This is a genomic window from uncultured Gimesia sp. (assembly GCF_963972345.1).
Classification (GTDB): Bacteria; Planctomycetota; Planctomycetia; order Planctomycetales; family Planctomycetaceae; genus Gimesia.
Map to the genome: position 1 here is coordinate 1 of NZ_CAXAVM010000188.1, position 13192 is coordinate 13192.

General features: G+C 48.8%; 12 protein-coding genes. 7 read left to right on the top strand and 5 right to left on the bottom strand.

The genetic code is table 11. The annotated features are described in order from the left end of the window. The 4 genes from AACZ40_RS23260 to AACZ40_RS23275 form a co-directional block, all read left to right on the top strand. Positions 1–185, top strand: a 185-nt coding sequence (locus AACZ40_RS23260; RefSeq protein ID WP_339676039.1) for a hypothetical protein, incomplete at its 5' end; no start/stop codon positions are given. 426 nt (positions 186–611) lie between these two features. Continuing rightward, positions 612–1040, top strand: coding sequence for a hypothetical protein (locus AACZ40_RS23265; protein ID WP_339676042.1), 429 nt, complete (start codon positions 612–614; stop codon positions 1038–1040). A gap of 52 nt (positions 1041–1092) precedes the next feature. Beyond that, on the top strand, positions 1093–2415 hold the full coding sequence (locus tag AACZ40_RS23270) for a Gfo/Idh/MocA family oxidoreductase (RefSeq protein ID WP_291172967.1): 1323 nt from the start codon (positions 1093–1095) through the stop codon (positions 2413–2415). Between the two features lie 2 nt (positions 2416–2417). Next, positions 2418–3668 (top strand): PmoA family protein, encoded by a 1251-nt coding sequence (locus tag AACZ40_RS23275; protein WP_291172965.1) that lies wholly within the window; start codon positions 2418–2420, stop codon positions 3666–3668. A 122-nt stretch (positions 3669–3790) separates the two neighbouring features. On the opposite strand, the gene AACZ40_RS23280 is transcribed toward AACZ40_RS23275, so the two are convergent. Both AACZ40_RS23280 and AACZ40_RS23285 read right to left on the bottom strand, forming a co-directional pair. Continuing rightward, positions 3791–4558 (bottom strand): hypothetical protein, encoded by a 768-nt coding sequence (locus tag AACZ40_RS23280; protein ID WP_291172962.1) that lies wholly within the window; start codon positions 4556–4558, stop codon positions 3791–3793. A 157-nt stretch (positions 4559–4715) separates the two neighbouring features. Beyond that, complete coding sequence (locus AACZ40_RS23285; protein WP_291172959.1) at positions 4716–6020, bottom strand: hypothetical protein; 1305 nt, start codon at positions 6018–6020, stop codon at positions 4716–4718. 494 nt (positions 6021–6514) lie between these two features. Between AACZ40_RS23285 and AACZ40_RS23290 the strand changes: the two genes are divergently transcribed. The 3 genes from AACZ40_RS23290 to AACZ40_RS23300 all read left to right on the top strand — a co-directional run bounded on the left by AACZ40_RS23290 (position 6515) and on the right by AACZ40_RS23300 (position 9719). After that, positions 6515–8275 (top strand): hypothetical protein, encoded by a 1761-nt coding sequence (locus AACZ40_RS23290; RefSeq protein WP_291172957.1) that lies wholly within the window; start codon positions 6515–6517, stop codon positions 8273–8275. 343 nt (positions 8276–8618) lie between these two features. Then, entirely contained in the window at positions 8619–8903 is a 285-nt protein-coding gene (locus AACZ40_RS23295) for a hypothetical protein (RefSeq protein WP_278470729.1), read from the top strand. 264 nt (positions 8904–9167) lie between these two features. Then, complete coding sequence (locus AACZ40_RS23300; protein WP_291172951.1) at positions 9168–9719, top strand: sigma-70 family RNA polymerase sigma factor; 552 nt, start codon at positions 9168–9170, stop codon at positions 9717–9719. Positions 9720–9814: 95 nt separating this feature from the next. On the opposite strand, the gene AACZ40_RS23305 is transcribed toward AACZ40_RS23300, so the two are convergent. Genes AACZ40_RS23305 through AACZ40_RS23315 form a run of 3 tightly spaced genes read right to left on the bottom strand, consistent with a single transcriptional unit; the run spans position 9815 to position 13068 of the window. Continuing rightward, on the bottom strand, positions 9815–10390 hold the full coding sequence (locus AACZ40_RS23305; protein WP_291172949.1) for a nucleoside triphosphate pyrophosphatase: 576 nt from the start codon (positions 10388–10390) through the stop codon (positions 9815–9817). 50 nt (positions 10391–10440) lie between these two features. Next, positions 10441–11376: a tRNA pseudouridine(55) synthase TruB gene (gene truB / locus AACZ40_RS23310; RefSeq protein WP_291172946.1), complete on the bottom strand. Its 936-nt coding sequence runs from the start codon at positions 11374–11376 to the stop codon at positions 10441–10443. A gap of 57 nt (positions 11377–11433) precedes the next feature. After that, on the bottom strand, positions 11434–13068 hold the full coding sequence (locus tag AACZ40_RS23315) for a CTP synthase (RefSeq protein WP_291172943.1): 1635 nt from the start codon (positions 13066–13068) through the stop codon (positions 11434–11436). Between the last annotated feature and the right edge of the window lie 124 nt (positions 13069–13192).

Sequence of the window (13192 nt, forward strand, 5' to 3'; positions counted from 1 at the left end):
AAATTCCGTGCCGAACAGTATTGGGGCAAGCCGACAGTGGCACCCGCACGGGGGAGAGGACATTGAGTGTTTGTTATTTTTGTGGGGTTTCATCTGCTGATCAATCTGTTGGCTGGGATCAGTGGTTCTTTGCATGGTGGATTATTTTCGGGATGGGCGTGTGTGGGTCAAGAGGAGTTCAATAAAACATGTGGCGATACGGGTTGACAGAGGATCGATGTTGGGCGATGCCGGGGCGGTCCCGGGGCGAAGAGCTGCGATGTGCGACGACCCGCAGGCTACCATCACGAACCGGTGTGGTTTCAGGCAGTGCAAATCTGGAAAAAACAGGCTCATTTGCAGTGAAGAGCCAGAACAACTGGCGCGTGTTTCAGTGCACTGTAAACTGGACACGCGCGCGACTCAGTTAGGTGCTTATTTTGTTTCGACGCGGGGGGGAGTCAAGTCGAATTTATTCAGTATTTATTTTCAATGGAGTGTTGATGTACAACGGATGTGTAGCAGTTTTCAGAAGAGCACAGGAACGTGTAGTGAAGTGTGGAGAGAATATGAGATCTGAAGTTCCTTGTTTCGCAGACGTATTCTCATCAAATTTCTAAAAACGGATCGAGGTGTCAACCATTTTCAAATTACGAATGATTCAATTTTATCCTGTGTTTTTGTTTCTGCTGTTTCTGCCAATATTTACCGGATGCGGGAACCAGGGGAGTGCGGGACCTGAAATCGCAGCAGTTAAGGGCACTGTTTCACTGGACGGAGACAGCATTCCTGTGGGGGATATTATTTTTGAACCCGCCGATGGGGCAGGGCCGGCAGCAGCCGGTCAGATCCGGGAGGGCAAATTTGAACTGCAATGCCCCGTGGGGACAAAAAAAGTAATCATCTCAGCGGCGCGAAAGACAGGAAAAAAGGGAAAAGACTTTGGTGAGGATATTATGGAATCCTATATACCGGCGAAATACAACACGGAGACAGAGCTCCTGGAAAAAGTCAGCCCGGACACGGAAAACGAATTTCATTTTGCATTGAAATCCATGTAGAATGGTTGATGTCTCCGAGCTTAAAAACTGAAAGAAGAGAGGCTGTAAAGTAATGCCATTAGATTCAGGAATCACGCGTAGAAAAATGTTACGAGATGCGGTGCTGGGAAGTGCCGGGCTCTGGGTTGGCGGAAGTGTGCTGTCCGCGGAAAGCAAGTCCCCCAATGAGAAACTCAACATCGCCTGTATCGGCCTGGGGAACCAGGGGAATGCAAATCTGGGACTGGTCTCCAGTCAGAACATCGTCGGCCTGTGTGATGTCGATTCCGCGCGCACGGCGAAATATGCAGCAAAATATCCCAAAGCGAAAACCTTTGCCGATTTTCGTGTGATGCTGGATCAACTCGATCAAGCGATCGATGCCGTCGTTGTGACCACGCCGAATCATTCACATGCGACGATTGCCAATGAAGCGATGCGTCGTGGAAAACACTGCTATTGTGAAAAACCACTGGCACACTCGATCCATGAAGTTCGTGAAATGCAACGGGTCGCGAAAGAACATAAAGTGGTCACACAGATGGGGACGCAGAATCACGCGGGAGAGAATTACCGCAGAACGGTCGAACTCATCCAGTCAGGCGCGATTGGCGATGTCAAACAGGTGCATGTCTGGTTTGGAAAACCCGGTGGCTGGAGACGCTATCAGCGTGTCGTCGACCGTCCCACGAGTCCCCAGCCGATTCCCCCCACATTGAACTGGGATCTGTGGGTCGGACCTGCTCCCATGCAGAACTTTCATCCCTGCTATCATCCCCATGACTGGCACTACTGGTGGGATTTCGGCAATGGAACATTGGGAAATATGGGCTGCCACTACATGGATCTGATCTTCTGGTCCCTGAACCTGCAGTATCCCACTACAGTGGAAACAAAGGGCCCTGAGTTGCATCCTGATTCGACTCCGTTCTGGCTCGACTGTCACTGGCAGTTCCCCGCCCGGGAATCGATGCCTCCGGTAGAAGTCATCTGGTATCACGGCCGAAATACTCCGCAGGCTGTACTTGATCTGGGGGGACCTGAGTGGGCGGCCGGGATTCTGTTTGTGGGTGAATCGGGGATGCTCGCTGCCGATTACAATAAGCGGGTCTTAATGCCTGAGGAAAAATATGTCGGTTTCAAACCACCCGAAAAAACAATTCCGGATGCGATTGGCAATCATCGCATGGAATGGTATGAAGCCTGTAAAGGCAATGGGAACACGTTATGTCACTTTGATTATGCCGCGCCTCTGACCGAAACCATTCTGCTGGGAAATCTGGCTTTTCGGGCTGGTAAAAAAGTGGAATGGGATGCGGAAAACATGCAGGTCGTTAACGTTCCCGAAGCAGCAAAATACTTACAGCGCGAATATCGCTCAGGATGGATTCTCTGATCATGAAAAATCGAACACTCAAACATTTTCTGATTTACAGCTTCGCTTTACTGATGTTGATTCAATGGGGAAGCCTCGCTGTTTCTGAAGCTGGCCCCGGTTTATTCCTGGAAGTGAATGCGGGCAGACAGGCGCGGCAAAATTGTGTGGTCAGCATTCCACTGCCGGAACAGTTCAGGAATCAGAAACATCTGACCCTGTTTCGTCTGGATAATAAGCAGGAAATTCCGGTTCAGATCAGCCAGGTCGGTGAACAGCAAGAACTGGTCTGGATTGTAAAGGAGCTATTGCCTGCCGGTTCGACCAGGAAATACCAGATTTTGACCGGGGGAGCCGGGACAAAGCAGAAGGAGCAGGTCACCGTCAGCGATGACGGCGAACACTTGAATGTCAAAGTCGCTGATAAACCGGTTCTGACGTATAACCATGCGATCGTCAAAGCACCCCAGCGGGATGAGGCTTATTATGACAAAAGTGGTTACATACATCCGCTCTACACGCCTTCCGGAAAAGTGATCTCTGACGATTTCAATCCCGATCATCCGCATCAGCATGGAATCATGTTATCGTGGCGGAAAATCCTGTTTGAAGGTCGTGAGAATAATGGCTGGGATCAGAAATCACAGCTGGGGAAGGTGGAGCACAACCAGGTCAATTCGTATTCTGGTGGACCCGTTTTTGGATCATTTGCGACCACGATTGATCATATTGATCTGACCAAAAAATCCGGTCCCGTAACGATGCTCAAAGAGACCTGGCAGGTGAGGGTGTATGCACTGGAGGAAGAGTTTCTGTTCGATATCAGGTCGATCCAGAAGTGTGCTACTGACAAGCCGGTCACGATTGATAAGATCCATTATGGAGGCATGACCGTACGTGGTCACGCCGACTGGCATGGTGCGGATGCCTATAATTATCTGACCAGTGAAGGGAAAGATAAGCTGACAGGCAATCAGTCGCGCCCCGCATGGGTTGAGATGTATGGACGACTGGGGGAGGAGACAGCGGGAGTGGCGATTCTGGGTCATCCCGGAAATTTCCGGTTTCCGCAACCGGTCAGACTGCATCCGACGATGCCTTACTTCTGTTTTGCGGTCGCTTCTCTGGACCCGTTCATCATTGAACCTGGAAAGACGTTCGAGTCACGCTATCGTTTCTATGTACATGACGGCAAGCCAGATGCGGAGCGGGACCAACGGTTGTGGGAAGATTATGCACATCCGCCACAAGTGAAGATCATCTCGGCTCCTTAGACTGTGTCCGTTTTACTGTAGCGTCTCCTGAAAGAGATGGGGAGACGCTCTGGTTAAATCGGATACGCTCGAGCCTTGAAACCAGTTGATAAACGTGCATGCTGTTTATTTTGAATCGCTGTTTATTCTGAATCAGTCTCAGGTTTCTGGTCATCAGCAGGCTTCGCATCTTCCACGGCAGGTTCTGGTTTGGTGTCGGGTTGGGGGGCTTCGGGTTCGATGTTCTCAGCAGGTTCTTTTGAGGGGAGCCTGATGGATTCGATCATCTGAACGATTTCCTCTTCGTTATAGTTCTCACTTGCGATCTGTAAAAACAGGAAGGCTGCTCCCAGTTTACCAGGGAAGACTCCCGAGACCTGATGAAATTCTTTACCGCTTTTGTCAGTACCTTCAGCGAAGTTGAACTTGATTTTCTCACCATCGATGTTGAATTCCCGTTGTTCTTCTTTGGTGATATTCAGCTCTCGCTGCTGCTGGTTTTGATTTTTCATGCTTCTCTGGAATTCTTTATCCATATCTAGCATACCATCGTCGGCAATTCCCATGCTCAGTAAAAATAATTCGCCGGGCCTGGGATCATGTTCATAAATCGCCATGCGCATATTCATGACTTTCATGGTCATGGCGGCCTGCGGTTCAAAGGAGTCAGGGATCGTAATATCCGTGATTTCCTTCTGAACTTCTCTGACCCGCGCTTTATTCTGTGTAAACTCCATTCCCACCTGCTGCGCAAAATAATACAGCCCGCCACAGCACAGCAGCATGCAGATCCCACCAAAGCCGAGGAGGGCCAGCAGGACTTTCACGCCGGTACTCATTCCCGGTTTAGGCTGTGAAGAAGACTCAGGTGGAAAATCGTTATCTTCAGAATAAAAATTGTCGTCAGACATGGGAGTGATACCTTTTTGAATCTTCAGGTCGATGTAGTTTCAACTGCGGGTTGGGAAGTATGAGTGGAAAACGCCCCGCTTCCACACAGAGAGAGTCTATACAGAATGGAGTAGAGAAACGAGCGTAATCTAAAACCGGATCATAAAAAAATGAGAATTATGACCAGTCTGATTCGTCCTCAGTGGCGTTCTGGCGTTCTGCTTCACGCCATTGTTTCTGCAGTTTGCGGCGTTCCCGTTTGCTCAAACCTTTAAGCTGTTCCGGGTCGTGTGACTGATCGACACGCACGTTCTTTTTTGTCGAACCGGTCTTCTGCTGCGGAGCAGGTTTTGCGGTTTCTGGTGGGGGCTCAGCTTTTGCTGGTTCGGCAGCCTTCGTCTTTTTCGAAACGGTTTTTTTCTCCACCGCTGCTGGGGCAGGCTTCGGCTCTTTTGGGGCAGCAGGAGTTTCTGATTGATTCTGTTTCTGGGTTGCCTGTTCTTCCTGACGATCTTTCTCAGCCGCTTCCTGTTGCAGTCGGGTTGCTTCCAGCTGCTTTTTACGCTGGCCTGCTTTGGCGACTTGCTTTGCTTTTTGTCTGATGCGTCGACGACGCAGGTACTCGCCTCCAAATTTTGTGAATCGTGACGGGACCTTTTCGGGCAGATCGACAGACTGGTACAGCAGGTGATGTGTATGCAGGAGCAGACTGGTGAAGAAACACCAGTGTGCGAACATCAATAAGCCGGAACCAATTAAATAATGAAAGGCGGCTCCCGGAATCAGGTTGTCAGTGAACTGGAATGTTAAATACCCAACGTAGGAAGCGATCGCGATGATTGTCATATTCAATCCCGCACGGTCTCCGCGTAATTCAAGATAAGTCATCAAGGCGCCACTGGAACCCAGTACCAGTGTGGGCACGATCCAGGCTAACAGTTGGGTATGGGGGCCCCAGTCAAACAGGTTTAATTCAATGACGGTAGTCGACCAGACCTGGTGCAGACTGGTCGTTGTGCAGAGGGCGAATAGAAAGAGACCACAGGCCACCCATTTCCAGAGACGGTATCTGCCTGAAAAGTCATGCAGACTCTGCGTTCGTAAAGAGGCGATGAGCAGAGCCAGTTGCCCCGAAATCAACAGTAATGCGCCACTCAGAACTTGTGCAAGTGGACTGGATTTCAAAGACAGGTAACCCGCCAGGGCGGAGTCCGGCTTCGTCAATTCCGGTCGATACAGGTCAGCAGCAACGATCGCAGCCAGACACAGGAGCACGGGAAGATAATAGACAGACAGTTTCCAGCGTCGGGGGAAAATGAGAGTCCGCAACGGATACTGGCCAGCCGCGAAACGATGGGTTCGGGCGATATTCTGAGATATGGTATCCTCGTTCGAGTCTTCTAAAGACTCAGAAGATTCCGACGCCAGTCTGCGACGTCGGCGTTCATCCATGGAACGAGAGCCGGCAAATCCAGTAGACATTGATTCTCTTTGTGATCCTTCAACGAGATCTTTGTCGTCTTATTGAGAAAACGGTAGAACGGTTGAGAAATCATTTCAGAATGGGCCACGATCCTCGGGCTGCCACTCGCTGATTTTCTCATCCAGAAAAGAAAGACATTACTTTTATCGGAAGAATTTAAGCTTAGAGAAGAGAGTCGATTAGGATTTGGGGTCTGATTTAATGGTTCAGGTTGCTGTATGAGATTTATGTTTTTTTATCGCTATTGTTTGACTGACGGTCAAATGTGTCTCAGCTGCCCCATGATTCCCAGATTAAATGGCCCTGTTTTGATATGATCTGTCACTCTCAAAAAAAACACCGGAAAAGAACAGATAACCTTATGTTTATGAACGGTTTAAGAATAGTTATTGTTTATCGAGCTGGAGCAGTGCTCACCCTGTTCTGCAAAGTATATAATAAGGCTTCAAGCTACCCCAACTTCGCGTAATTCAATGGATGGAGTGTTTCTATTATGTTTGATAACTGGAAGAACCTGCTGGTTCTCAGTCTGTTTTTTTCGTCTTGTGCAGTCGGTTTCGCTGACGAGTTTCCTCAAAAGGCCATTTCCACACATGCCGGGATTGTGATCCGTCTGAAGCAGCCTGGTGAAACCCGGCAGAAATTGACTTCCATCATGAATCAGGTGGATGAATCTCTGAGCACAATTCTGCAGGGGAATCTGCGGACGTTTCTGGGACGTGCCATTTCTAACCCGACAATGGCTGGTGTCGATAATACTCGCGACATGTGTGTGGGGGTTTTTCTGAGTGAGACAAAACGCCCCGGTCTATTGTATGTGATCCCGGTGAATGATGGACCGGCGTTCGCAGCGGAGCTCAATGAGAAATATAAAAAAACTGTAATCCAGGATAAGTGGATCCTTTACAGTGAAGATCAGAGCCTCGTCGATGTGGCACTTGAGGTGACGAAAGATCCGATACTCAATTTTCAGACGCAGATGAGTGAAGAAGCAAAGGCTTTGTTTGCGTCAGGAGATATGTCTGTTTATGTCAATTCAGAAAAGCTGGTCACAGTATACCAGTCCCAACTGGAACTGGCGGGGCAGCAGCTTGAGCAGGCTTTGAATCGGATTTCGAAAACGGTAAAGACCACACCCGGTGTGAATACAAAACCGATTCTATCCCTTTATTCCACACTCGGTAAAGGGGCTTTACAGGCTGTTCAGGATTCCCATAGTTATACAACGGCACTTACAGTCGAGCAGGGAGGCATCGGGCTGGAGAGTCTGTTTGAAGTGAAATCAGACTCGCAGACTGATCAGCTGTTTCAGAAAAACCCACCTCAAAAATTTGAACAACTGGGGCAATTTCCTGCGGGGCAGCTGGCATATTTTGCAGGTGCCGGTAATACAGATGCCCTGATTACCTGGGGGATGAATTTTACGGCACAGATGTTTGATGAAACCGCTGAGAATCAGGAGGCTCGTCAGAAGTTTGACTCAATTGTGAAAGCGATTCGCAGTTTGAAGTTTGGGAGTTATTATTTCTCATTCGAATTAGGCAGACTGTCGGAAGGTGTATTGAATGCCTACACGGTTTCAGAAGTCTCTCCTTCGGCCGAAATGCGAAAATATACGCGTCAAATGATGGCCATGATGAAAAATATGTCGCTCCCCGGCGTCAAGCAGGAAATCAAGTATACTCCAGACGCTGAAAAAATCGGCGATGAAACAGTAGACCTGACTGTCATCAAACAGGAGGTTGATCTTGGCTCAGATCCACTTCAGGTTCAGAAACGTATGCTGGAAATTCTGTACGGACCTGAGGGAATCACAAACAGGATGGCTTATCCTGAGGGCAAAGTCCTGCAGGCAATGGGAGGAACGGCGTCGATGAAAAAGCTCCTGGATGCCTTGAATGCACCCGACAGCTCATCGGAGATTGCAAAAAATCAACCCGCTTTTCAGGAAGCACGAAAACAGGGGCTCAAAGAAGCCAATATTCTGGCTTTGGTCGATGTACCTGTCACAGTTGCCAGAATCCATAATGTGTTATCGGAAAGCCGTCGACAAGAGGGGCTCTTTTCTGATGAACTCCTGAAAAAGCAGGGGATTACTGCTTCGTATCTTTCTTTCAGTCTGGGAATGCGCAAACAGGCCATGGTCACAAAAACCTATCTGCCAGTTAAGACGTTGCAGGGCGGATTCAAGGTGTTTACGATCATTTCCAGTCAAAAATTCTCCCAGCAGTCTGAAAAACAGAAAAATAACTGAAAATTTGTTACAACAGGTTCAGGACTGTTTCTGGTTTCGTAAAGTGTACTGTTTTAATGAGATACGATTTTGTCAGGCTCTGATTGATGCCTTGGCGGTTGTAGAATCAGAACGGATTTTGCAAATCTTCTCTTGAAAGATTCGACAATTTACCGAAAACTGTCAAAAATACGAGAACCTTTGCCTTGCAGACTTTGTCTAGCTGGTGTGGGAGAATTCCTGATTTATGAGTTGGGGATTTTCTGTATTTATTTGTGAACGGAATTGTTCCGTTTTTTCTTTCGAGGTAGCAACCTCGTTTTTTTAGTCTCTTTCTCTGCGGTTTAACGCAGGAGGTGCACTGATGATTTTCAATAAACAGAATCGTCGTTTCGTCGTCAAAGCAATTAACAACAGCGCGTTTGTCAAAGCAGCTGTCGTGAAAGCCATCGATGTCGTCTGTGCCGCCCTCCGTCTGGATTCGTTAAGCCCTCTAAGTGGAGAACGATTGTCGGAATCCGGTGGTATGCCGGGGACCCCCCCGATGGGTTGGCATTGTTGTCAACATCAACCATCAATGCATTCGCTATATCAAAGATATACGCGGATAACGGGTACCCAGACCACTGTGACCGGAACTGCTTCGTAGGCAGCCTCCTGTTCCCTGCTTTTCAGCAGAAAATCGTTCCTCAAAGTGGTTGGTTTAACCCAAACCGGGTTGAACTGACCGTGCCATGTTCGATGGCGTGAGCAACACCTTGGGTGTCTGTCCTGCAGGCGAAAGATGCGTTCTTTTTCCTGCACTCGACTGACCCTGATGCTGTTCTGTTCTCACATCGAAACTGCATGTCATGCCCACTTTGATACTCCTTGGATAAAAGTCCTTTTTCAGGGACAGAGAAGAGATATTACAATGGAAGATCAGACCTTAATTGAATTAGTTACTGCTGCTCAGAATGGTGATCGAGAAGCTTTTGGTTCACTGGTGGTTCAGTTTGAATCCACTGTCTTTGCGATTGTCATGAAGCGATTACGGAATCATGCAGAGGCCAGCGAAGTGACACAGGATGTGTTCATCCAGGCAATGCGAAAACTGTCTCAGTTGAATGCACCGGAGCGTTTTGGTGGCTGGTTGCGGCAGATTGCCGTCCGGATGTCAATCAATCGAGCTGTGCGTCGGCCTAACGAATGCATTCAGAGCCCGGATACGATCATCGTCCTGGACGATGAACCAGAAAGTCCATTGGACAAACTGCTGGAAATTGAACGGGCTGCTGAATTGCGAGGTGGGCTGGAACAGCTGGGTGAAGTTGACCGGCAAACGCTGATCTCATTCTACTTCAAAGGTCAGTCCCTGAAGGAGATGAGCAACGAATTTGATCGCCCGATTGGAACGATCAAACGGCGACTGCACACTGCCCGAAATCGGCTGCGGGAAGCTTTGCTGGACCTGCAGTCCGTTTGAATGCTGATGACCTGTAACCTGAAAAACGCCTGTAGAGGGAAACTTCTGCAGGCGTTTTATTATTTAAGGATTGTTATTTGAGATTTCAATTGCCGTCAGGGGATCGAGATTCCCGCTTTCATCAGCAGTGAAGTCAAGGCGATCAGCGGGATGCCTGTGATTGCAGAATGATCTGTTGACTGGATCTCCTCAAACAATGTGATTCCCTGGCTTTCAAGTTTGTAGGCTCCTGCACAGTTCAGCGGTTGATCAAAGCGAACATAGCGTTCGATGGCAGATTTACTGAGCTCCCTCATTTTCAGCGTAGTCTGATTAATGTGGGTCTCTAAAAAGTCTGGTCCGAGTACCGCAATTGCTGTGATCAACAGGTGGGTTTGTCCCTGCATTGACTGTAGCTGTTCAATCGCAAGTTCTTCGGTGCCAGGCTTCCCCAAGATCCTGTTGCCGAAAGAGACCAGCTGGTCACCTCCAATGACCACAGCCTGTGGGTTCTGCTGAGCTACTGCTTTGGCTTTTTCGAGGGCCAGAACTTCAGCCAGAGTTTCCGGAGTAAATCCGGCCTGCTTGAACAGGTCCTCATCTACTTTGGGGTCACACGTCTCAAATTCCAAGCCGATTCGATTCAATTGTTGAGCGCGATAGGGAGACGTGCTGGCCAGAATGAGTTTCATGTTGCGTTCTCTCAGCGGTTATCTACTTAGCCGTTACAGCTTGAGTAGATTTAATTATTATTGGGTGCGGGATAGAAAACCTGTCGTGGGGACAGTTGATGTTCTGCCGGCTCCCATTCTGCAATTGCCACCAGTTCACCTTTGGGGCTGATGACAGCCACTTCGATATTCACCTGGGTTGCGGGAAATCGCTCAGACGCACATTGTAACTTCTGTCCCTGGCTGAGTGAGAGGAGTTCTTTTTCATCACAATGATATTGCGGCACTTGATCCACTGCGAGAATCGCCGGTTGCAAATTCCCGGTGACCTGATCGAGTGAAAGTTCCTCGTTCAGATCCAGTGCTGAATCCAGACTGAAGGGGCCGATACGGGTGCGCACCAGTGCTGTCATGATCGCACCCACTCCCAGTTGTTCGCCCAGATCGCGGCCCAGCGAACGGATATAAGTTCCGGAACCACAGACAATACGAAGTTGAAAGCGGGGAAAGGAAAAGTCCAGGAGTTCTATCTCGTAGACATCCACTTCGCGTGGCTGAATTTCAAATGACTTACCAAGCCGCGCCAGATCGTAGGCACGACGTCCATCAATATGAACTGCGGAATACTGAGGCGGGATTTGTTCGATCCTCCCCTGAAATGCGGGCAGGCATGACTCCAGTTCCTGCCGTGTTACTGTTCGACAGTCCGGAGTCTCACTGATTTCGCCTGTAATGTCATCGGTATCACTGCGTTTTCCCAGAACGAATTCACCGATATATTCTTTGGGTTGCTGCTGGACAAAGCGAATCAGGCGAGTGTTTGAACCAGTACACAGTACCAGCACCCCCGTCGCCAGGGGATCCAGGGTTCCTGCATGACCGACCCGGGCTGGCTTTACCAGCTTCTGGATCTGGTTGACCACCTGGCGGGAGGTCAGGTCTGGTGGTTTATTGATATTCAGCAGACCTGAAATCTTCAGGTCTGCGTCCGATTTTTTGGAACTCATCGGAGAATGTGCCCATTGTTTCTGGTGGGACAGCAATGAGTACGTTCTGTCTTGTAATCAGACAGAGACTCGTACTTTCTGTTGATGGTAATTTAATGCAGCACCGACAAAACCTGCGAACAGGGGATGCGGACTGACTGGTTTCGATTTAAATTCCGGATGGAACTGCACAGCCAGGTACCAGGGATGGTCTGGAATCTCAACGATTTCAACCAGGTTACCATTGGGGCTGGTACCAGTGGGAATCATGCCAGCTTCAATCATCTGTTTACGATATTCGGGATTGAATTCATAACGATGGCGATGACGCTCACTGATTGAGTCAGCACCATAGCAGGTATGTGCCTGAGAGTCCTTGGAGATGATGCAATCCTGAGATCCCAGTCGCATGGTGCCTCCCTTTTCTGTGATCTCTTTCTGCTCTTCCAGCAGGCAGATAACGGGGGCGCTGGATTCACTGTTAAATTCTGTACTGTGTGCATCGGGGAGCCCCAGTACATTGCGGGCAAACTCAATCACGGCACACTGCATTCCCAGGCAGATTCCAAAGTAAGGAACCTTGTTTTCGCGGGCATATTTGACCGTAGCAATTTTTCCTTCGATACCACGTTTGCCAAAGCCGCCTGGGACCAGAATTCCGTCTACATTAGACAGCAAAGCTTCCGCCCCCTGTCGTTCAATTTCTTCCGCTTCAATCCGTTTAAGCAGAATCCGAGTGGAATGATGGAATCCGGCATGGAACAGGGATTCATAGATCGATTTATAAGCGTCTTTGTGATCGATGTATTTACCGACCACCGCAATTGTGACTTCATGTTGCGGATTCTTGATACGGTTCAGCAGGGATCGCCAGTTAGACAGATCCAGTGGTTCTGCATCAATCTGCAGTTTTTTAACGATCAATTTATCCAGGCCATCATCGGCAAGACCCTGCGGAACTTCGTATATTGAATACTCGGTATCCACCTCTTCAATAACGGCCCCTTTTTCGACGTTACAGAATAAGGCAATTTTGTCTGCATGGTCTTTATCCATGGGGCGTTCTGTGCGGACTATCAGCACATCGGGCTGGATACCAATTTGACGAAGCAGGCCTACGCTGTGCTGCGTCGGTTTGGTTTTCATTTCCCCTGCTGCTTTGATGTAGGGGAGAAGAGTCAGATGGATGAACAGGCAATTTTCCTTGCCGATATCCAGAGGGATCTGACGAATTGCTTCCAGGAAGGGGAGGCCTTCAATGTCGCCTACTGTCCCGCCCAACTCGGTAATCACGACGTCGACATCGGAACTGTCCAGATTAAAAATGGATTCTTTAATTTCATCCGTGATATGGGGGATCACCTGTACGGTGGCTCCCAGGTACTCGCCACGACGCTCTTTTTCAATCACGCGCTGATAAATCTGACCAGTGGTATAATTTGATTTCCGTGAGAGCGGGCTGTTAGTAAATCTCTCGTAATGTCCCAGATCCAGATCGGTCTCTGATCCATCATCGAGCACATAAACTTCGCCATGCTCGTAGGGGTTCATCGTTCCTGGATCGATGTTGATATAAGGGTCGAGCTTCTGCATGCGGACTCGCAAGCCGCGCTGTTCAAGTAAAAGTCCAATGGATGCCGAAGTCAGGCCTTTACCCAGGGAACTGACGACACCGCCAGTGACAAAAATGTGTTTTGTTATGTGTTTGGTCATTTCGCGATCTGTTTCTCGAGACGTCGTGGAATAATGTTGCATGATAGGTAATTCTTCCTGAAAATGCACGCTTCAAAATCAGGAAAACCTCAGCCGGATATCGGTAAGAATAATCGAACGTCAG